Below are 20,816 nucleotides of genomic sequence, written 5' to 3'. Positions count from 1 at the left end.
GCAAGTTACCAGCCTGCCCGGGTGGAAGGAAAACCTTCCGCCCGGTGTTACAATACGATGAGGATGCTATCCGTCAACAATGGAAGGGGCTTCCAGGAGGATCACTTTTTTTATGAGCTTGGACCTGACTGCCTCAGCCGGGTATTCGTCGAATGGCAAATCTCCAGCTAAAACGCATACTGTCTATCTGGCGCTCGGCTCAAATATGGGAGACCGGCGCGCGAATCTGGCCGCAGCGCTGCAACGCCTGCGGGAGGTTGTTGAAATCAGCAGGGTCTCCTCGGTTTACGAGACAGAACCGGTGGGGTACACTGAGCAGCCCCGCTTTTTTAATATGGTCTGTTCCGGGCGCACAACCCTCTCCGCTGAGCAGCTACTGGCCTGTGCCAAAGCCATTGAAACCGCCCTGGGACGCCGCCCAACCATCCGCAACGGGCCGCGACCAATAGATATTGATATCCTTCTCTATGATGATTTGCAGATACAAGAAGAGCACTTAACTATCCCTCATCCACGAATGACGGAGCGCGCCTTTGTGCTGGTACCGCTAGCTGAGATCGCTCCACACTTGACTGATCCGACCAGTGGACGCAGCATCAGCGAATTGCGGGATGCAGTGCCACAGGACGGCGTCAAGAAGCTGGCAGACAACTTGCGTGTTCCTCTGGAACACGATATTCAGAACAGCAGGCCAGCGGTGCATGTGCGCCTGGGCCGGGTAGGCGTTGCGGGCTTGCAGAAGGTCATCTTGATTGGTAGCGATGAGCGAGCCCAGTGGCTGCAGATCGCCTTTGATCTCTATGCTGACCTTGATCCTGTCAGGGCGGGCGTTCATATGTCACGCTTCAGCGAGGCCCTGGAGGAGGTGCTAGACGAGACGAGCTTGACAGCCTGGCCGCGCGTCGAGCTTTTGGCCGAGCACCTGGCTTGCCGCATCGTTGAGCGTCAGCAGGTGCTACGGGCTGAGGCCTATCTGCGTACAGCTTATCCACTGCAGAAATGGACCCCCATTTCGGGGCGCCCAACTCAGGAGGTCTACGGGCTGCTGGCTCAGGCCGTGGCAACGCGCAAAGGAGTGCGCCGTTTGGTCGGGGTTGAGGTCGAGGGTATGGTCGCCTGCCCCTGCGCTCAGGATATGGTGCATTCCTTCGCTCGCGTTCGCTTGCGCGAAGAGGGGTTCCCGGATGAGGCCATTGAGAAAATGCTTGATGTCACACCGCTCGCGACCCATAACCAGCGTGGACGCGCGGTCCTGATGATTGGCACGCAGGAACTGGTCGATGCTCAAGAGCTTATTAGCATCGCCGAGAATGCTATGAGCTCGGAGAACTATGCGCTACTGAAACGGCCAGATGAGCTGTACGTGGTCAACAAAGCTCACGCTAATCCGCGCTTCGTCGAGGATGTCGTGCGCGAGATGCTGCGCGCAGTCATCGAGCGTTATGAGCACCTGCCTCCCGATACTTTCGTCTGGGCCAGCCAGCGCAATGAGGAGACGATTCACAAGTATGATGTGGTAGCGGAGGGCTGGGGCACCTTGGCAGAACTGCGCGCCGAGATTCGCGAGCAAACTCCCCTGGCACACCACACGACGCGGGAGGAGTGGCTTAGGAGCATCGAGTAGCCAATTCATCCAGCAGCAAGCAATTCCGCTGTTTACGGGATTCGGCCAGCCCGGCTGGCTCCGGGCTGGCCCCCCGCCTCCTTCGCTGAAGCCCTCAGCCTTGGACTAGCTCCTCTGGCGCTCGCCTTGCCCCAATTGGTTGAGGTTTCTTTTCCCCCCGGCAGGCCTCTTAACAACTTCTCTCCAACGTGTTATAATGCCGTTACAATAGAGCGCACAATGAATTCCGCATCAGTCTGAGAGAGTCTGTCTCTCCTTGGCTGCAGACAAGACGGAGGTCCTGCAAGAGTCACCGTGGAACGCGTGCTTTTGAACCCAGGTAAACTAGCAAGGACGGCGGTTGACGTGGCATCTGATAAGAAAGCGTCAGATGTCGTCCTGCTCGACCTTCAGGGCCTGAGCAGTATCGCCGACTACTTTGTCATTTGTAGCGGGAGCAATGAGCGCCAGATCCAGGCCATCGCCGATGCTCTTGAGGAGGAGCTGGAGAAACAGGGCGCTAGCCTGCTACACCAGGAAGGCAATGCCTCTACCGGCTGGGTCCTTCTGGATTTCGGTGCGGTGATTGTCCATATCTTCGGGCCAAGAGAGCGAGAGTACTACCGGCTCGAACGCCTGTGGAGCGAGGCAAAAACGGTAGTTTACCTGCAATAGCAGACTCTACTCTAGAAAAGGTGGTCAATGATGACGTTTCTGCGCAACCGGATGTTCCTCGAAGGGGTGGCTTTCGGGGGCATCTGTGGTTTCATTATCGGCTCGGTGATTGCTTTCACACTTGGAGAAAGCAGTGTTGAGGCTTTGCGCAAGCTGCTGAATCGGCGACGCACTATCCCGTTTGAGTATCTGTATCAGTGATTTTAAGAGCGTGGCGCTGGTTCTACTCTACGATGGCTGACGGCGCGGACTGCTGCCGTCCTTCATCCAGGAAAAGCCGGTAGTGCCAGCCAGGAGCCTCCGCGCAGATAGGCCCGGAGGGTTGTCCTCGCTCGTCATCCTGCTGTCTTGCCTGCGTTCGCCTACATACACGCATCTTTATAAGTAAAAGCAAGATATTAAAGAAAAGAAGGTTAGTAGGGAGGCACATGTGCGGTATACGGTAGTCTTACTTGCCCTTGCTTTTTTTCTTTTTTTGTCTGCTTTAACTGCGAAAGGAGGTGAGGCTGCCGCCGCGCATGGCTGCGCCTCCCCTGTTCCCCCCGCAGTACCGGATGCTCTCCCCCCTCCGTCTCATCCCTATGCCATCCTGCTGAACGAGGTTCTTACTCGACCGGCCAGCCCGTGGAATTGTGCTTCGGTTGGCACGGCTCTCTTGAACCATGACGCTTGGGTCGAGCTATATAACCCTCTTGATCAACCTGTTGATCTGTTCGCAGTCCACGCGGCACTTGATACCGGCCCTCAATCTGCCCCTTTCTTGCTGCCGCTCGCTTCGGCCTTACCTCCACACGGCTTTCTCGTGGTCTTTCCAGCTTCCCAGTCCTTTTTCCCCTCTGGCTCTTTTATGCTCCGGTTACTCATCGATGGTTCCACTGTCATTGATGAGGTCAATGTTCCACAACTGAACAGCGACGAGTCATTTGCCCGTGTGAGCGATGGCTCTCAGACCTGGCATACGACAACTGCTCCGACGCCGGGGAGCAGTAATGCTCCCTTAGCTCAGCCCTCGGCGCAGCCGACCCCAAAAGCAACTCAGTCAACGGCTTCCCCCGCCAGTACAGGAAGACTATCCAATAGCGGCCAGACGGTCCCATCTGCGCGATTTGCCACCCCGACCCCGGCAATTGCCGGCACTCAGCCGGCCTGGACCACTTTGCGCCTGCCGTCACCCTCGCCAGCCGTCACAACAACGGCGGCCCAGCCCAGGGAGGCTGATCATTCGCCGTCTTCTTCCCCACCCGCTTCGCTGAGCGAGCCTTCCTCAGCGGAAGAATCTCTCGGTGGGCCCGGCTGGCTGCGTCCGGTGGCCCTCTCTGGCCTGATTCTTGCTCTGGGCGGTAGCCTTCTTTGGTGCTGGCGTCTCTTCCGTTCTCCTCCCAGGGCTGGCTAGTTCTCTCGCCTCTCTTTCAGTCGCACTGTCGTTTCCTCGATGACGGCGGACAGGGAAAGGAGGCTGCTTGTCTCAGGCCACAAGCAGGCTAACCGCCCCAGCTTTGTGGAGAGCTTAGTGCACGCTCAGCCTCCTTTCCAGATTACCGACCAAGGTGATATCATTCTCTTGGAAGGATGCGCCCTTTGTGGTAGGTTGCTCTTTCCTTCCCTTGGTCTCGCTATGGACCAGAGCAAGCAGGAAGTTGGAGCGATAGAGACAGAAGTAAGCACAGGCGCGGCAATGTGGCAGCGCCTCTGGAAGAAGGGCCAGGCTTATGAGCATTACAGAGTTGTCAGTGACCAGCGCCGGGGGATCAGCAGCAGCAGCTCCTCCTTTCGAGCGCCTTTCCGAGGAGCGTAAGGCTCAGGTGGTGCGCGAGCTGAGCGCTTTACTGGGTGAGCGCTATGTACTCCACGATCCATACGATTTGATGTTGTATGAGTACGATGCCTCGATCGATCGAAGCCGGCCAGATATTGTGGTTCTTCCGTCATCAACTGATGAGGTCGCGGGCATAGTCAAGATTGCGGCTCGCCATCGCGTTCCGGTGGTACCTCGCGGCGCCGGTACAGGGTTGAGCGGCGGCGCAATTCCCATCTATGGGGGCATTGTGATTGCTTTTGCCCGCATGAATCGCATTCTGGAGATTGACTATGAAAATATGCGCGCTGTGGTCCAGCCGGGCCTGGTCAACCTTCATCTGAGTAATGCGCTCAATCCGCGCGGCTTCTACTATGTGCCCGATCCGAGCAGCCAGCGTTCCTGTACGATCGGCGGCAATGTGGGGGAGAACGCTGGTGGCCCTCATACGCTGCTCTATGGGGTGACTACGAATCATGTGCTGGGCCTTGAAATTGTGACCGCCGATGGCGAGATCGTAGAGGTGGGTGGCTGGACGCCAGATCGACCAGGCTACGACTTAACAGGCTTGATTACTGGTTCTGAGGGCACGCTCTGCGTGGTGACCAAGATCGTTACACGCATTGTCCACCTGCCAGAGCAAGTGAAGACAATGCTAGCGGTCTTCAACAGCATGGATGATGCCTCTAATACGGTTTCTGAGATCATTGCTAGCGGTATGATCCCCGCTGCGATTGAGATGATGGATCAGATGATCCTGCAGGCCGTGGAGGCGGATATGCATGCTGGCTACCCGCTAGATGCCGCTGCGGTCTTGCTATTGGAGGCCGAGGGCCTGCGCGAAGAAGTGGAAGACCAGACAGCGCGTATCGTGGCTATCTGCCAGCGCAATCATGCCCGCTCGGTGCGCATTGCTGCTAATGAGACAGAACGTCAGCTGCTGTGGGCGGGCCGCAAGAATGCTTTTGGGGCGGTGGGCCGCATTAGCCCTGAGTTTTATGTGCAGGATGGGGTCGTTCCGCGCACAAAGTTGCCTTATGTACTACGCCGTGTGAGCGAGATCTGCGCCCACTATGGCCTACGCGTGGGCAATGTGTTCCATGCAGGCGATGGGAATCTTCATCCGCTGATCCTCTTTGATTCGCAGGTGCCTGGCGAGGTCGAGCGAGTACGACAGGCGGGGCATGAGATTCTGGCGGTCTGTGCTGAGGTCGGCGGCTCTATCACCGGAGAACATGGCGTAGGGATAGAGAAGCAAGAGGAGATGGCTCTCATCTTTAGCGCAGCAGATCTGCACGTGATGCAGAAGGTTCGTGAAGCCTGGAATCCAGAGCAGCTTTTTAATCCCGGCAAACTCTTCCCACGCCCAGGCCGCTGTGTCGAAGTGAAGCAGCTCTGACCACTAGTGTTTGTCCATAAAGCGAGAGAGATAGGAGGGCCGTCAGAGCCGAAGGGTTGCTTCAGGGACACTGATCAGTTGACGGTTGGCTGTAGAGCCATGCTCGTCTGGTTGCTTTCAGAGTGGGGTTACATTGCTCGTCCCTAGCAAGCAGGCGGTGTTAGAGCATAGGAAGGAGGCACAAACTGGTCGGCTGCTTGGCTAGCAAGCCTGACGGGCAGGCGCGCCATCCAGGCTCAGCTTTGTCCGTCCTGATCCTGTCGCTCCTCAGGTGTCGCTGGTGCTCCCGAGACATTGGCTGGTAGTTGCCCCTCAGCGCTGCTGAGAAGGGAGCTGGCAAGCGAGCGCATATGCTCCAGGATCAGTTCGCAGTGGCGTACCGCTTGCTGCAAACAGGCTCGCACTGTCATCGAGGCGATCTGTGCCAGTCCCCCCGGTGCGAGCGCAAAAGGCAGCGGTTCATCAAGTGTTTCGTCAGGAAGCCTGTCGAGAATGTCGTGAACTTCTTTGAGCCAGCGCTGATAGCGGGCAATCAAGGCTGGCAGGGTTCCCGCAGCGCAAAATTCAGCCAGGCTTGGGGAAGGATACGGCTTTTTGCCGATTTGACCGACAATCCAGAACTCCCCGACTTCAACTAAGTAGGTGGCTAGCATGAAGAGGGAATAACTCTCAGGTGTCGGGAAGGGATGGTCAAGGAGCGCCGCTGGAACCTGCTGCAGCAGTTGAAGCGCTTCCTGTGCAATGCGATCAAACTCGCTGGAAAATTGCCGGGCCTTGTTCGTCATAGCTCTCATTATAAACGCTCCTGGCTTCAGAGGCTAGCAAACCGGGCAAGGTAATGGACGGGAAGGATGGCCATCAGGAGGCTCGCTCTGGTTCCTCCTTCCTTTGTGCCAGCCAGGCCGGCCTTGCCGGGCTTGTTTCCTTGCAGATTGAGCGTAGTCGCTGAGAATAAGAGATATGAACAGTAATTATGCTATAATATCGGCGACGGCGCCACGAGGAGCCAGCCTGCCTGCTACTCTCTGTCTGCCGCCACTTGGCCACATGGCCTGGCCTTGCTGCGGGCCAGGCGGCTGGCAATCCTGCAGTGAGAGGCCTGATCTCTTTTTTAACTTCTATTTCTGGAGGAGCAGAACCTGATGGGTGACTTCGCCAGCTTTATTGCCGCCCTTCATGAGCAGGTGCCAGCAAGCACGGTTCTTCTGGATTCCAGCGCATTGCAGCGCTATGCGGTTGACGAATTACAACCCAGCGCTGTCATTATTCCATCGAGCACAGAGGAGGCGGCGCGCGTGGTGGCCCTGGCCCACCGCTATCAGGTGAGTCTTTTGCCACGCGGCGGCGGGGCCCATCTTGGCCTTGGTGGCATCCCCACGGGCCTGGATGCGGTGATTGAGCTTACTCGCTTGTCGCGATTGCTGGAACATGAGGCGGCAGACCTGACGTGTCAGACTGAAGCCGGTATAACGCTGGCAGCCCTTCAGAGCCAATTAGCTACTCGTGGTCAACGTCTGGCTCTGGACCCTCCGCATGCGGAGCAGGCCACCATTGGCGGGATTCTGGCCACTAATGCAAGCGGTCCTCGCCGCTTTCGTTACGGAACGGCTCGCGATCTCGTGATTGGATTGCGCACGATTCAGCCTGATGGTGAAATCACTCGGAGCGGGGGCCGTGTGGTGAAAAACGTGGCTGGTTATGACCTGAATAAGCTCTATATCGGTTCGCTGGGCACACTGGCGATCATCGTTGAGGCTAATTTTAAGCTTCACCCTCTCCCCGCTGCTGAGCGTACGCTGTTGCTGACCTTCCCCGCCGTGACCGATGCGATGCGTCTGGTGAGCGCGGTCTTGGGCTCTGTCTTGACCCCTACGGCGATCGAGCTGCTGAACGGGGATGCCGCCAGGGCAATTGCGGCCCGATCGGGTCTCTCGCTGCCCGCTAACGGCTATACTCTGGCTTTTGACTTTGAGGGGAGTCTTAGCGCTATTCACCGCCAGATCGACGAGACGCGTTTACTGGCCCGTCAGTATGGGGCTTTCATGGTGGAAGATCTGCAGGGGGCTGAGCAGGACACGTTTTGGGAGGCCGTGCGTTTGCAGACCAGCGGCGAGCTGACTTGTAAGGCAACGATGTTGGTTACAGCAATCGCTGCCTATCTGCAGTTTGCTGAGCAGCTCTGTCGGCGCCTCAACCTGGAGGTAGCCGCCGTGGCCCACGCCGGTAACGGTATCGTTTATCTTGAACTGCGTCCTATTGAGGTGAGTAGTGAACTGCTAGAGGCGCTCAGGCTCTTACGGCAGCAGGCTCAGGAGGGAAAGGGTAGCCTGGTTATTGAACGTGGTCCAACTGCGCTCAAACGCCAGATCGATGTCTGGGGGCCAGTTGGGTCTGATTTTCCTCTAATGCAGCGACTTAAGCAGCAGCTTGATCCTAGTGGGGTCTTTGTCAAGGGTCGTTTTGTGGGAGGTCTCTAGTCGTCGGTGAAGGCACGGCCTTACAGCATTTTTGATATTGAAGAATATGTGATCGTTACCGCTCAGCCAGAGTTTCTGCGGCCTGCTGTGACGGAACTGCAGTCGCTCTGCCACGAGCTAAAGGTGGCAGAGGAGCTGGCGCCGGGAATTGCTCTGTGCGCTGTTCCCAAACTCAGGGAGCTATTGCGCCGGGCAATGGAGCAGACACCCATTTTTGTCCGCCATCTGGCCCCTGCACAGGCGACAGTTCAGCTAAGTGGAGCAATCGAGGCGGATTGCGCCCGCTGCGCCCTCGCTCTGGCTGCATTGCCCGAGTTTGCCTGGCTTGGACCAGGACAGTATTTTGCAGTTCAGGCGCGCCTGTTGTCTCCAGGCCCACAGCTGCCGGCTCGCTCATTGTCCTATACAAGCGGCCAGATCAATCAGAAGCTAGCCGAGGTGATCAGTGCAGAAACGGGGGCGACTGAATCGATTCGGAAGCCACGTATTATTCTGTCGTTAGCGCTGAGCGCAGGGCGGGGTTTTGTGGGGATCTCACTGGCAGAGGAGAATCTGAGTGCCTGGCCGGGTGGTGAGCGACACTTTGCACGTTTGCCTGAGCAGATCAGTCGCTCGGAAATGAAGCTCTTGGAGGCGCTGGAAGTCTTTAACTTGACGCTGCCAGCCAACGGCGAGGCCCTTGATCTGGGGGCAGCACCTGGCGGGTGGACACGCCTTCTATTGCAGGCTGGTCTACGCGTCGTGGCTGTTGACCCAGCCGCGCTAGCCCCGGTTCTGCGCAGGATACCTCAGTCGCGCCTTGAGCACCGACGCTGCTCTGCCGAGGTCTACCTTGCTGAGGCTCGGCGTCGGGGCCGACGTTTCGCCGTGATTACCAATGACATGCGCATGGACGCACGCGATGCGGCTCGCTTATTGACACGCGCAGCTGAACTGCTCAGAGACGAAGGCTTCGTTCTGAGTGTGCTCAAGCTGCCACATGCCACGAAGCGTATCCAGCCGTTACCTGTCCTGCGTGAGGCGCTAGAAATCCTAGAGGGGACCTATGCGATCGTGAAGGCTCGCCAGCTCTTTCACAATCGTCAGGAGGTCACTGTGGTGGCTGCTTCTCCTCTGCACCAGGGCAGGCCTTGCTCTGGTCGTTGCACGCCCACAGTGAGGGCCTAGAAAGAAGGCCACTTCGTCTTTTTGCTGCCTCTTACTCTGCCGGCCCGACCAGCCTTGTCTTAGGGAACGGGACAGGAGAGGAGGCAACAAGACGGGCCACGGCACCAGAAGGGAAGCTGGCACCGCCAGAGAGGGGATGTCTCTGGTTAGTGTCAGTCGGTCCTCTGCAAAGCAAGATTAGTCTGGAGGAAGTTATGTCCAATCACTCCACGGCGCTGGAAACAACGCTACCTGTCACTCCACCTGCAGAAGGCCCTCTTCGCCGTCACACGCATACTTATCAATTAATGCGCCAGTGCATCCACTGCGGTTTTTGTTTGCCTACCTGCCCCACCTACGCGCTGCTTGGGGTTGAAATGGACTCACCACGTGGGCGCATCTACCAAATGCAGGCGGTGGCAGAGGGCCGAATCGCTATCAGCCCAGAGTTCGTAGAGCACATGTATTGCTGCCTGGGTTGCCGAGCCTGTGAGACGGCCTGTCCTTCGGGTGTGCAGTTCGGGAAGCTAATCGAAGCCGCTCGCGAGCAGATTCAACTAGAGATCGAGCGCGCAGAGCAGGCCTCAGCCCGTGCGTCAGCCAACGGCACTGCTTCCGCGTCCCTAGAGTCACCTACTACGCGCCTGCTGCGCCGGGCCTTTTTCGATCTGTTGTTGCCTTCGCGCTCGATGACGACGCTTCTCTTCGCGGCGCTCAAGCTTTATCAGCGCAGTGGTCTTCAGGCCTTGGTCCATGCTACTGGCCTGCTTGACCTGGTAAATGCTCTGCCAACGCCGTTCCGCGGTCAGCTTAAGACACCGGAGGCCTTAATGGCCACGGCTCGGGGACCTCTTTTCGCTCGTCCTCTGCCGGAGATTACGCCAGCTTTGGGGCAACGCCGCTATCGTGTTGGCTTTATCAGCGGCTGTATCATGGACCAGGTATTTCGCGATGTCAATGAGGCTACCATCCGAGTGCTGGCCGCTAATGGCTGCGAAGTCATTACGCCACCACAGCAGTGCTGTTGCGGCGCTTTGCATGTCCACGCCGGCGAAGCGCGGCGTGGGCGAGAGTTGGCACGCCACAATATCGATGTCTTTGAGGCCTACCACTGTGATGCGATCATCATTAATTCGGCGGGCTGTGGCTCCAACTTGAAGGAATATGGCCATCTTTTGGCCGATGATCCTCTGTACGCTGAGCGCGCTGCTGCCTTCAGTGCTAAGGTGAAGGACATCAGTGAGTTTCTGACCTCAATCGAGCTCAATCAGGACATGGGGGAGATACCGCTCACTGTCACTTATCATGATGCCTGCCATCTGATCCACGGCCAAAAAATTAAGCAGCAACCACGTCGTTTGTTGCAAAGCATTCCTGGCCTACGGCTGGTAGAGCTGAAAGAGGCTGACTGGTGCTGCGGCAGTGCAGGCATTTACAATATCACAAATCAGGATCTGGCCAGTAAGCTCTTAGAAAGAAAAATGAACAATATCGCCGCAACTGGAGCAGAGGCAGTTGTTACTGGCAATCCAGGCTGCATGATGCAGATCGCCCTGGGTATCCGCGAGCGCGGCTTAAGGATGCGCGTCTTGCACCCTGTTGAACTGCTTGACCAGGCTTACCGGGCTGCTGGCCTTTATCGTCAGCTGACAGCAGCTGCAGCGGCGCGCCGCCGGCGACGGCGCCAGCGTGCTATGCTGGCTGGCGTGGGAGCCAGCGCCGGTGCACTGATCGGCTTTTGGCTGGCCCGCCGTTCACGCTAAGTCGCGGTCTCATCCTACGCTCAGGCCCAGGCACCGGGCCAAGGAGAGACATACAAAAAAGGAGGAGCTTGCCAGCATTATGGCTAGCAGGCTCCTCCTTCCCTTGATGATAAAGCGACCATCAAATAATAAAAGCTTAAGTCTTAAGATTGCTTACAACTGCAGCGATTCTTGCCTCAATTTTGCCGAGAGGAGTCGTAGATAGCATAGCCTGGCAGAGCTGAGGTGAAAAGAGAGCACAAGCCGTTCGGTCATTAGGGCCGGTCAGCTGCACCTGTTACCAGGTGTCCACCTCCGGTCTATCGACCAGGTCGTCTGCCTGGGACCTTATCTCCGGCGGCGACTACCGCCTGGAGCGGGAAGCGCCTCTTGGGGTCGGCTTCGCGCTTAGATGCTTTCAGCGCTTCTCCTCGCCTGACGTAGCTACCCGGCTCTGGCCTGGGCAGGCCAACCGGCTCACCAGCGGTCAAGCCCTCTCGGTCCTCTCGTACTAGAGCGGACTCCCCTCACGCTTCCTCTCGCCCACGACGGATAGAGACCGAACTGTCTCACGACGTTCTGAACCCAGCTCACGTGGCGCTTTCATGGGCGAACAGCCCAACCCTTGGGACCTACTCCAGCCCCAGGATGCGCCGAGCCGACATCGAGGTGCCAAACCCTGCCGTCGATGGGAACTCTTGGGCAGGATCAGCCTGTTATCCCCGGGGTAGCTTTTGTCCGTTGCGCCACACGCCTTCCACTCGGACATGTGGGATCACTCAGCCCGACTTTCGTCCCTGCTCGGCTCGTTAGCCTCGCAGTCAAGCTCCCTTCTGCCTGTACACTCTTCAGGTGATGTCCATCCACCTTGAGGGAACCTTTGGGCGCCTCCGTTACCCTTTAGGAGGCGACCGCCCCAGTCAAACTCCCCACCTAGCCCTGTCTGCGGCCGGGCTCCACCGGCTCCGCATGAGTCCCGACAACACACCAGAGTGGTATTTCACCGGCGCCTCCACCGCCCCCGCAAGGGCGGCTTCTTCGGCTCCCACCTATCCTCCGCAGGTGTGCCCTCGGCACCAGGCCAGGCTAGAGTCAAGCTCCACGGGGTCTTTTTGTCCTGTCGTGGGCAACCCGCATCTTCACGGGTACTGCAATTTCGCCGAGCCCTCTGTCGAGACAGCGCCCAGGTCGTTCCTCCTTTCGTGCGGGTCGGAACTTACCCGACAAGGAATTTCGCTACCTTAGGACCGTTAGAGTTACGGCCGCCGTTCACCGGGGCTTCCCTGGCGAGCTGCGCTCACCCGCCAGCTTCACCTTCCGGCACTGGGCAGGAGTCAGCCCCTATATCTCCGCTTCCGCGTTCGCAGGGACCTGTGTTTTTGGTAAACAGTCGCCTGGGCCTATTCCTGCGGCCTCCTCACCAGCCCTGACCTGCTCTACGCGCCCCTCTCGGAGCGCCCCTCCGGTCAGCGCCAGCTACGAAGGCGCCCCTTCTTCCGAAGGTACGGGGCCAAGTTGCCGAGTTCCTTGACAGAGGCTCACTCGTTCACCTCGGGAGTTTACCTCCCTGCCTACCTGTGTCGGTTTGCGGTACGGGCAGAGGGCCGTCTGGCTAGAGGCTTTTCTTGGCGGCCTGGGGGCCGGTGACTTGTCGCCTCCTCTCGGAGGCTCGTGCCTGCGGTCACGCCTCCTGGCGCCGGGCTTTCCCTCGGCGCCTCGCTTCCGGCAGGCAGCCCATCCTGTCCACTCGATGGGTTCACCTTCCCTACCGCGTCCCCCCTTCGCTCTTCTCGACGCCCTCTGGGGCAGGATTCTCCACCTGCTCTCCATCGCCTACGACCTACCGTCCTCGGCTTAGGGCCCGCCTCACCCTGGGTCGATCAACGGTGCCCAGGAACCCTTAGGCTTTCGGTGGGGGGGATTCTCACCCCCCTTGGCGCTACTCATTCCGGCATTCGCACTTCCGCTCGCTCCACCGGTCCTTGCGGTCCGGCTTCCCCGCTCGCGGAACGCTCCCCTACCAGCCTCGCGGCGCGTGGTCCGCCCACGTCACCCACAAGGCTCCACGGCTTCGGTCGGCTGCTTCAGCCTCCTGGTGTTGTCGGCGCCAGCTCGCTCGACCAGTGAGCTATTACGCACTCTTTCAATGATGGCTGCTTCTAAGCCAACATCCTGGCTGTCTGGGCCAGCTGACCTCCTTTCCCACTCAGCAGCCCCTTGGAGACCTTAGCCGGTGGTCTGGGTTGTTCCCCTCTCGTCTGGCAAGGTTATCCCCGCCAGACTCACTCCGCCGCCCCTCTTGACGGCCTGTCGGCCTGCCGCGCTGGGCATTCGCAGTTTGCGTGAGCTTGGTAACCAGCTCCTGGCCCCGCACCCACACAGCGCTCTACCTCCCAGCGCTGCCGCGGCGGGCTGCACCTCCATGCATTTCGGGGAGAACCAGCTATCTCCGTGTTCGCTTGGCATTTCACCCCTACCCACAGCTCCTCCCCTGGTTTTGCAACACCAGTGGGTGCGAGCCTCGACGGATTGTCACATCCGCTTCACTCTGGCCATGGGTAGCTCACACGGTTTCGGGTCCCATCGCCGCTACCTGCTCCCAGTTCCCTGGAAGCGGCGCCCTCTTCAGACTCGGTTTCCCTCCGGCTCCCCTCCTCTCACGGGAGGTTAACCTGCGGCAACGGCGATGCACTCGCCGGATCATTCTGCAAAAGGCACGCCATCAGCCCGCTCGTGGTCCGCCTGCCTGGGCTCCCCAGTCGCCTGGCTCACCCAGCGGCCTGCCGCCCACGGCATGGGCCTCTGACTGCTTGTCGCGTACGCGGTTTCAGGTCCTCTTTCATCCCCCTCTCGGGGTGCTTTTCACCTTTCCCTCACGGTACTGCGTCCGCTATCGGTCGCTGAAGGTAGTTAGCCTTGGAGGGTGGTCCCCCCTGCTTCCCACCGGGTTCCTCGTGCCCTGTGGTACTCAGGCACCAGCGCCAACCCCGCTTGAGCTGTTTCCCCTACAGGACTCTCACCTTCTCTGGTGTGGCGTTCCAGCCACTTCGGGTACAGCCTCGGCTGAGCCGGGCGTTGCCCCGCGCTGGCCCTCCAACCCCGCTCGGGGAGCCGTTGCCGGTCCCAGAACGGTTTGGGCTGAGCCCCGTTCGCTCGCCACTACTGAGGGCCTCTCGGTTGATTTCGCTTCGTCGGGCTACTAAGATGTTTCAGTTCACCCACTGCCCCTCGGTCGGCCCAGTGGCCGCCGATCTCCGGCCATCACGCCGGAGGGGTTACCCCATTCGGAGACTCAGGGATCATCGCTTGCCAGCAGCTCCCCCTGAACGTTTCGCCGCTCGCCGCGTCCTTCTTCGGCCTTCAGCGCCTAGGCATCCCCCGCGTACGCTTCTCGCTTGTGCATCCTCTGTCCACCTCTACTCGGCCTTGACTACTGCTGTCTACGACCTGTTTACTCTCGGCAAAATTGAAACAAGAATCGCTCTCAGTTGTTAAGGTGCTGGTGCCAGGCTACGAGAAGCGCCGCTACTGACTTCAGGCTCTCAGCCTCGCCGTCCGCCGCTCGCGCCCTCCCCGACACCTGAAAAGTGGAAAACCCGCAGAGGCTGTGCCGCATTCGCTCACGGCCTCGATATCGCGCAGTGCCCTCTCTCAAGAGCACGCCTCGCCGACCTGTGTTCAGGTACTCCCCCGAACCAGCCATCAGGCGAAACGGATCGACCTGGAAGGGAGGGGGAACACAGCAGGTTCACGGTGCCGCTCCGCGCGGAGCAGCCTTGTCCTGCTTCCCAGCCTCCGACTCCCTAGAAAGGAGGTGATCCAGCCGCACCTTCCGGTACGGCTACCTTGTTACGACTTCACCCCAATCACCGACCCCACCTTCGACGCCTGCCTCCCCATGCCTTAGCACAGGGTTAGCCCGACGGCTTCAGGTGTTGCCGGCTTTCGTGGTGTGACGGGCGGTGTGTACAAGACCCGAGAACGTATTCACCGCCGTGTGCTGACCGGCGGTTACTAGCAACTCCTCCTTCATGCAGGCGGGTTGCAGCCTGCAATCTGCACTGAGATCGGGTTTTAGGGATTCGCTTCCCGTCGCCGGGTCGCTGCCCGCTGTCCCGACCATTGTAGCGTGTGTGTCGCCCAGGATGTCAGGGCCATGCTGACTTGACGTCATCCCCACCTTCCTCCGCGTTGTGCGCGGCAGTCCCCTCGGAAACCTCCAACCGAGAGCGAGGGTTGCGCTCGTTGCGGGACTTAACCCAACACCTCACGGCACGAGCTGACGACAGCCATGCAGCACCTGAGCACGCCTCCCTTGCGGGCCGGCCCATCTCTGGACCCTCAGCGTGCTTGTCCAACCCTGGTAAGGTTCTTCGCGTTGCATCGAATTAAACCACACGCTCCGCTGCTTGTGCGGGTCCCCGTCAATTCCTTTGAGTTTTAGCCTTGCGGCCGTACTCCCCAGGCGGACCACTTACTGCGTTCGCTTCGGCGCGCAGGGGGTCGATCTCCCCACACACCTAGTGGTCATCGTTTACGGCTAGGACTACCGGGGTATCTAATCCCGTTCGCTCCCCTAGCTTTCGCCTCTCAGCGTCAGGTACCACCCAGGACACTGCCTTCGCCTTCGGTGTTCTTCCCGATCTCTACGCATTTCACCGCTCCACCGGGAATTCCATGTCCCTCTGTGGCCCTCTAGTCCGACCGTCTTCCCGCCTCTCTCGCAGTGAAGCCGCGAGCTGTCAGCGGGAACCTGCCAGACCGCCTACAGGCCCTTTACGCCCAGTAACTCCGGACAACGCTCGCCCCCTACGTCTTACCGCGGCTGCTGGCACGTAGTTTGCCGGGGCTTCTTCCTGGGGTACCGTCCTCTTCTCTTCCCCCAGAAAAGCAGTTTACAACCCGAAGGCCTTCTTCCTGCACGCGGCGTCGCTCGGTCAGGCTTGCGCCCATTGCCGAAGATCCCTCACTGCTGCCCCCCGTAGGAGTCTGGGCCGTCTCTCAATCCCAGTGTGGCTGGCCGTCCTCTCAGACCAGCTACCGATCGTCGCCTTGGTAGGCCTTTACCCTACCAACAAGCTAATCGGGCGCAGGCCCCTCCTGCAGCGCCCCGCGCCCTCCGGCACGGAGCTTTCCTGACGCCTCTCGCAAGGCGCCACCGTATGCGGGATTGTCGGCGCTTTCGCACCGGTATCCCCCACTGCAGGGCAGGTTACCCACGTGTTCCTCACCCGTCCGCCACTCCCTCCCCTCGCGGGGAGAGCGTTCGACTTGCATGTGTTAGGCACGCCGCCAGCGTTCGTCCTGAGCCAGGATCAAACTCGCCATCCAGTTCAAAGCAATGAACGTGATGTCGAGCTTCTATCTCCAGCGGATGACTCCCCAGCCTCCGCTGAGCCAGCCATCCGCCATATCGTTTCTGGACGTCAGGGCCATCTGCGCTGCCTTCCCCGACGGATCATCCGGCGAGAGAGCCTCCCCAACAAGAGGTCGACTCCACTGTAGCGATCCGTCAGCGGCGAACACAGCACATCCGCCTCTGCTGTTTTCCACTCTTCAATTGTCAAGGTACACTACCTGACTCACCCGCAAGCCATAACCCTGCCAGAAGCTGCCTCCCTTTTCCCGCAGATGAGGGCAAACTCCCCCACCACCTGGGGTATCTGGGAACAGAAGGTGACTGGCACTGGCTACCACGATTAGACTGAGGCAGCCCACCAGCGATGAGCAGGATCACAAGCTTTCGCTGAGTGGCCTCGCTGTCTTTGTTATCTCTTTCCCGCGAGGCGAGTGAGATTATCTCACAGCCGGGGCCGGCTGTCAAGAGGGTAGGGATCACTTTTTCAAAAATTCCCCCAAAAAGGGAAGCGAGTCCCAGAAAAGGACTCGCTTTTGACAAAGAGGGAGGCAAAGGAAGCCAGCAACGGGATCAGGCTGTGGTCACGATTTCCTGAGTCTCCACTGTTCCACGTCCTACCTTGGCCGGTGCCGTTTCCTTGAGACCGAAGGCCAGTAACGCGCTAATGAGCATCCCCACGGCAGCTATCCACATGGGCGCTACCAGGCCCCAATGATCTGCCGCCACACCACCGAGCCAGGGGGCAAAAGTACCACCTACCAGCTCGCCAATGAATTGGGTCAGTCCGACGGCACTGGCCACCAGCCGATACGGCAAAGACTCACCTGGGATAATGACCAGGAAGAGCGGGAAGACGGCCTGACCAACGGTTGTCAGGAAGGCAACGACCATCATGGCGCCTACTGGGGCCCGCAATAGGGCCAGACAGATGGGAGACAGGCAGGCCACGAAGGCAAAGAGGATCAGGGTTGGCTTGCGACCGAGACGATCGGAGATGGCCGGGCCGACGAAGCCCCAGACAAAGGTACCCAAACCTACCGCGGACATGATCAGACCCATCTCATCGGGTGAGTAGTGACTGACCTCCGTCAGAAAGGTCGGGGCAAAGGTAGTAAAGGCAAAGAGCCAAGTCATAGAGGAAATGGCAATCAACACACAAAACCACATGTTGCGATGGCGGAAAACAGCCCCGATGTCTGCCAGGCGTACCTTTGTATGCGCGACTGCCTCAGCCTCCTGAGAGGTCCCGCGACCTGGCTCGCGCATCCACTTGAGGAGCACGAAGAACATGATCAGGCCGGGCACACCTACCAGATAGAAGGCCTCATGCCACGAATAGTGGACGGCAATCTGAGTGACAATGATCGGTGTCAGAAACGAGCCAATCAGCCCTAACGAGCTTTGGACAAAGCCGAGGTTGAAACCACGGCGTTCTGGAGAGGAAGCAGCAATCACGCTGGCCTGCGCCAGCGGCAATACCGGCCCCTCCGAGACCCCCATGAGGCCACGCACAAGGATCATTTGCCAAAAGTTGCGAGCTAGACCCGAGAGGAACGAGAAAAGCGAGAAGGCGAGCGTAATGGGCAACAGCACTTTCTTCCGCGAGCCTACCAGGTCGGAGATCGAGCCAAAGATAAAGCCCGAGATCGCCCAGCAAACAGCAAGCACGGAGGCGATCAGGCCAATCTCAGCATTGTTTAGCTTCAGGTCGGGAGCGATGAAGGGGAAAAGGTAGACAATGCTGAGCCGCTCCATAAAGACAAAGCCGAAGGTGAAGAACATCATGAGAACGACCCCGTTCTCATAGCGGAAAAAGGATCTCTTCTCCGGCGAAGCCATACCTGCAAACTCCTTTTTCTTGTCTGCTCGTTCGCTTGTTCGCTTGACGCTACGCACAAACTCCTGATACACCGCGCGATACGGCTCCGAGCATACCCCTATCGATCAAGCAGAGCTGGTAACAGCCAGTCACTCTGGTTGATCTGTCATCGGTCGTTCGGACACCCAACGAGGCACGCTTTGCCTCTACCGGATCGGACGGTGCACCGCTTCCGTTGCTTGGCCCGATCTGCCGCACCACTCTCAGCATTGAGGCAGGTGATCAGCCCAGCGATCACAGAAAAGCTTGCCCTCTGCCCACAGGCTGGAGGCTGTGCAGCGACAGCGACGTCGCCGGCTCCCTTGGTCACGCCTCTCAGTCGCAGGCCTCGTTAGCAGGTTGCCTTCTCTACTACGGCCAGGCTCTGATTGCTCTTACATGACACCTCCTCTGCTCAGGTCGTGTTGAGTTGACGTAAAAGGAGACGGTACCCTTGATGACTCTCTCTTTCCTCTCCAGCTACAATCTCGCTCTCCCCTTGAGCGGCTAACCTGGTTAAGCGCTCAGCAGACCAGCGCAAGCGCCGGGCCGCCCCCGCGGCAACCAGAGGCTCAATGGCCCAATCAGCCAGAGTCGCTGCCGCTTCCTCTAGTTCATCTGCTCGCCGCTGAGCATGGCGCCGATGACGCTCAAGTAGATAGAGGCCGAGGTCACCCAGGGGCCTATCGGAGAAAGAGGCATTGAGCGAGGCTAGTAGCTGCTCGGTGACCCCCGCCTTTTCAGCGGCCAGTAGCGCTTCGAGAAAGAGGGCTTCCATGCCTTTGAGCACAACGCTGCGACACATCTTCAGCGTAGCCGCTGCTCCTGGCGGCCCCTCGACAATCTCAATGTTCATGCCATAGGGCGCCAGAGCTTCGCGCAGACGTGTGGCCCCGGGGCCATCGGCGACAAGCGGAACGCGGTGCCGCAATGGCGGTACCGCGGACATGATAGCGACACTGGCGTAGATGGCGGCGGGCGCGAGTTGGGCCATCACCTGCCCGATTTCTGCCTTGACGCGCGGCCCACAGGAATTGAGATCAGCATAGAGAGTCCCGGCACGCAGGTAGGGCGCGATCTCACGCGCTACCGGCAGGGCAACACGCGCTGTGACCAGCGAGAGAATCAGATCAGCACAGGCGGCCAGTTCGGCCAGGCTTCCTACGAGAGATACCCCACAGCGGGCCGCTCGCTCAGAGAGCGCCTGACCGCTGGCGATATCATAGGCAAATAGCTCCCCCATGCCTTCCTCGGCCAGTCCCGCCGCAATTGCAGATGCAGCTTCTCCAAAGCCAAGAAACCCAAGGCGCATAGCCTAGCCCTCCCACTCGTCATAGCGCACATAGGTGACGCCAAGAGCCTTGAGCTTGCTGCGCAAACCGTAGAGGTCTAATCCCAGCTCGCCAGCGGCAAGACGCTCCCGCGTGGCATTTTCTCTGGCAGTGCGGGCCGCAGCTTGAGCAATGGTCTGAGCCAGCATCTGCCGAGGGATACAGACGACTCCATCGGCATCACCCAGAATGACATCGCCTGGCTTGATGAGCGCCCCTCCACAGACGACCGGTATATTCACAGCCCCGGGCGTTTCTTTGACGGTCCCACGGGCAGAGATCGCGCGCGACCAGACGGGAAAGCGCATGGCGCTCAGCGTTGCTACATCGCGTACGCCGGCATCGATCACCAGGCCGACTACTCCATGCGCTCGCGCCGAAGTGGCCAGCAGCTCGCCGAACATGCCATCTGTCGAAGGAGCCTCTGTGGCTACAACCAGTACATCCCCAGGCTGACAGACTTCAATGGCGGCATGTACCATGAGGTTGTCACCAGGAGGACAAAGGACGGTGACGGCTACCCCTGCTACACGCGCTTCGGGATAGATGGGACGCAGATAGGGCTGTAACAGCCCCTCTTTGCCGAGGGCTTCATGGACAGTGGCGACACCATAGGCGGCCAGTTGCTCGACAAGCGCCGCCTCTGGACGCGGCACGTCTGTGACGACGACAGGCTGCCTCATACGAATTCACCTCCCACTGTGGGGTAGACCCGCTGATAGGCCTCTGCATAGACGACGCGCTGACCGGAGTTGCGTCCTGCTTGGACGCCACGCCGCTTGGCGACGTCGGTGTAGTAGGCCCAAAGGTGCTCTTGTGCCGCCATGCATTCCATCGCCTGGCGCTTTTTCTCGAAAACTGGCGTGATGTCTAGTAACAGATCGATGCGAAAGCCGCATTGCTCGGGCTGGTGCGGCTCATAGAGAAAAACTTGTGGGGCCCCGATGACGGGATAGGGCGAGGGGTAGCCATGCGCCTGAGCAAGAATGCGGCTTTCTAGTACGAGCTGAGTCGCACGCGGGTGATCGGTGTTGTAAGGGTCTTGCAGAGAATGGGTCAAGATGATGTCAGGTCGATATTGGCGAAACTCTTGAACGAGGGCGTCACGTAGCTCGGGCGTTACGTCAAGAGGATAATCACCCGCGTCAAAGAAGCGTATCTCAGCCCCAAGAACCGCCGCGGCACGCTCGGCTTCAGTACGGCGGATCGCCTTGATCTCGTCTAGGGTCTTGCCTTCCTGCCATAAGCGGGCTGACTCTCCTCGCTCCCCAAAGGAGAGACAGAGCACCCGCACACGCCAGCTACGCTCGGCATAGAGGGCAATGGCTCCCCCAGCACGCCAGACAAAATCGGCAGCATGGGCACTCACCACCAGCAAGGTTCCAGGATCTGCAGCCTTAGTCATCATCGACACGCTCTCCTCGCTCAATT

At 59.2% G+C, this 20,816-nt stretch carries 13 protein-coding genes and 2 rRNA genes; 8 read left to right on the top strand and 7 right to left on the bottom strand.

Annotation, left to right across the window (positions count from 1 at the left end; translation table 11 throughout):
- Nucleotides 1–112: 112 nt before the first annotated feature.
- The 5 genes from mptA to AC6H1L_RS20290 all read left to right on the top strand — a co-directional run bounded on the left by mptA (nucleotide 113) and on the right by AC6H1L_RS20290 (nucleotide 5,472).
- Nucleotides 113–1,624 (top strand): GTP cyclohydrolase MptA, encoded by a 1,512-nt coding sequence (mptA, locus tag AC6H1L_RS20310; RefSeq protein ID WP_497599271.1) that lies wholly within the window; start codon nucleotides 113–115, stop codon nucleotides 1,622–1,624.
- A gap of 345 nt (nucleotides 1,625–1,969) precedes the next feature.
- Nucleotides 1,970–2,278, top strand: coding sequence for a ribosome silencing factor (gene rsfS, locus AC6H1L_RS20305; protein ID WP_497599270.1), 309 nt, complete (start codon nucleotides 1,970–1,972; stop codon nucleotides 2,276–2,278).
- A gap of 27 nt (nucleotides 2,279–2,305) precedes the next feature.
- A complete protein-coding gene (locus AC6H1L_RS20300; RefSeq protein ID WP_497599269.1) occupies nucleotides 2,306–2,479 on the top strand; it encodes a hypothetical protein in 174 nt (57 codons plus the stop codon).
- Nucleotides 2,480–2,708: 229 nt separating this feature from the next.
- Entirely contained in the window at nucleotides 2,709–3,671 is a 963-nt protein-coding gene (locus AC6H1L_RS20295) for a hypothetical protein (protein ID WP_497599268.1), read from the top strand.
- 316 nt (nucleotides 3,672–3,987) lie between these two features.
- The gene (locus AC6H1L_RS20290) at nucleotides 3,988–5,472 is read left to right on the top strand and encodes an FAD-linked oxidase C-terminal domain-containing protein (RefSeq protein ID WP_497599267.1); all 1,485 of its coding nucleotides are present in this window, start codon (nucleotides 3,988–3,990) and stop codon (nucleotides 5,470–5,472) included.
- Between the two features lie 236 nt (nucleotides 5,473–5,708).
- On the opposite strand, the gene AC6H1L_RS20285 is transcribed toward AC6H1L_RS20290, so the two are convergent.
- Complete coding sequence (locus tag AC6H1L_RS20285) at nucleotides 5,709–6,266, bottom strand: DinB family protein (protein ID WP_497599266.1); 558 nt, start codon at nucleotides 6,264–6,266, stop codon at nucleotides 5,709–5,711.
- Nucleotides 6,267–6,614: 348 nt separating this feature from the next.
- Here AC6H1L_RS20285 and AC6H1L_RS20280 point away from each other — a divergent pair, with 348 nt between their 5' ends.
- The 3 genes from AC6H1L_RS20280 (at nucleotide 6,615) to AC6H1L_RS20270 (ending at nucleotide 10,858) form a co-directional block, all read left to right on the top strand.
- Nucleotides 6,615–7,949 (top strand): FAD-binding oxidoreductase, encoded by a 1,335-nt coding sequence (locus AC6H1L_RS20280; protein ID WP_497599265.1) that lies wholly within the window; start codon nucleotides 6,615–6,617, stop codon nucleotides 7,947–7,949.
- A gap of 6 nt (nucleotides 7,950–7,955) precedes the next feature.
- Nucleotides 7,956–9,116 carry an SAM-dependent methyltransferase gene (locus AC6H1L_RS20275; protein WP_497599264.1) on the top strand — a complete coding sequence of 387 codons (1,161 nt, stop codon included), beginning with the start codon at nucleotides 7,956–7,958 and terminating at the stop codon, nucleotides 9,114–9,116.
- A 194-nt stretch (nucleotides 9,117–9,310) separates the two neighbouring features.
- Nucleotides 9,311–10,858 carry a (Fe-S)-binding protein gene (locus AC6H1L_RS20270; RefSeq protein ID WP_497599263.1) on the top strand — a complete coding sequence of 516 codons (1,548 nt, stop codon included), beginning with the start codon at nucleotides 9,311–9,313 and terminating at the stop codon, nucleotides 10,856–10,858.
- A gap of 234 nt (nucleotides 10,859–11,092) precedes the next feature.
- Here the strand turns inward: AC6H1L_RS20270 and AC6H1L_RS20265 are convergent.
- From AC6H1L_RS20265 to AC6H1L_RS20240, 6 genes are all read right to left on the bottom strand, one after another.
- Nucleotides 11,093–14,238, bottom strand: a 23S ribosomal RNA gene (locus tag AC6H1L_RS20265).
- Nucleotides 14,239–14,644: 406 nt separating this feature from the next.
- Nucleotides 14,645–16,168: ribosomal RNA gene (locus AC6H1L_RS20260) — 16S ribosomal RNA — on the bottom strand.
- The 16S and 23S rRNA genes sit together here, the layout of an rRNA operon.
- Nucleotides 16,169–16,766: 598 nt before the next feature.
- A complete protein-coding gene (locus AC6H1L_RS20255) occupies nucleotides 16,767–18,035 on the bottom strand; it encodes an MFS transporter (protein WP_497599262.1) in 1,269 nt (422 codons plus the stop codon).
- Nucleotides 18,036–18,469: 434 nt separating this feature from the next.
- Entirely contained in the window at nucleotides 18,470–19,366 is an 897-nt protein-coding gene (locus AC6H1L_RS20250) for a DUF1932 domain-containing protein (protein ID WP_497599261.1), read from the bottom strand.
- A gap of 3 nt (nucleotides 19,367–19,369) precedes the next feature.
- A complete protein-coding gene (locus AC6H1L_RS20245) occupies nucleotides 19,370–20,068 on the bottom strand; it encodes a 4-carboxy-4-hydroxy-2-oxoadipate aldolase/oxaloacetate decarboxylase (RefSeq protein WP_497599260.1) in 699 nt (232 codons plus the stop codon).
- On the bottom strand, nucleotides 20,065–20,790 hold the full coding sequence (locus AC6H1L_RS20240; protein WP_497601577.1) for a PIG-L deacetylase family protein: 726 nt from the start codon (nucleotides 20,788–20,790) through the stop codon (nucleotides 20,065–20,067). Before AC6H1L_RS20240 ends, AC6H1L_RS20245 begins: the two co-directional genes overlap by 4 nt.
- Between the last annotated feature and the right edge of the window lie 26 nt (nucleotides 20,791–20,816).

The sequence above is a fragment of the Thermogemmatispora argillosa genome, assembly GCF_059696725.1.
This window is presented reverse-complemented; position numbering and strand designations above follow the sequence as displayed.

Excerpts from the sequence above, each read along its gene's own strand:
- AC6H1L_RS20290 (WP_497599267.1), top strand. The coding sequence starts at position 3,988 with ATGAGCATTACAGAGTTGTCAGTGACCAGCGCCGGGGGATCAGCAGCA.
- AC6H1L_RS20300 (WP_497599269.1), top strand. The coding sequence starts at position 2,306 with ATGATGACGTTTCTGCGCAACCGGATGTTCCTCGAAGGGGTGGCTTTC.
- mptA (WP_497599271.1), top strand. The coding sequence starts at position 113 with ATGAGCTTGGACCTGACTGCCTCAGCCGGGTATTCGTCGAATGGCAAA.
- AC6H1L_RS20270 (WP_497599263.1), top strand. The coding sequence starts at position 9,311 with ATGTCCAATCACTCCACGGCGCTGGAAACAACGCTACCTGTCACTCCA.
- AC6H1L_RS20250 (WP_497599261.1), bottom strand. The coding sequence starts at position 19,366 with ATGCGCCTTGGGTTTCTTGGCTTTGGAGAAGCTGCATCTGCAATTGCG.
- AC6H1L_RS20240 (WP_497601577.1), bottom strand. The coding sequence starts at position 20,790 with ATGACTAAGGCTGCAGATCCTGGAACCTTGCTGGTGGTGAGTGCCCAT.
- AC6H1L_RS20255 (WP_497599262.1), bottom strand. The coding sequence starts at position 18,035 with ATGGCTTCGCCGGAGAAGAGATCCTTTTTCCGCTATGAGAACGGGGTC.
- AC6H1L_RS20285 (WP_497599266.1), bottom strand. The coding sequence starts at position 6,266 with ATGAGAGCTATGACGAACAAGGCCCGGCAATTTTCCAGCGAGTTTGAT.
- AC6H1L_RS20280 (WP_497599265.1), top strand. The coding sequence starts at position 6,615 with ATGGGTGACTTCGCCAGCTTTATTGCCGCCCTTCATGAGCAGGTGCCA.
- AC6H1L_RS20245 (WP_497599260.1), bottom strand. The coding sequence starts at position 20,068 with ATGAGGCAGCCTGTCGTCGTCACAGACGTGCCGCGTCCAGAGGCGGCG.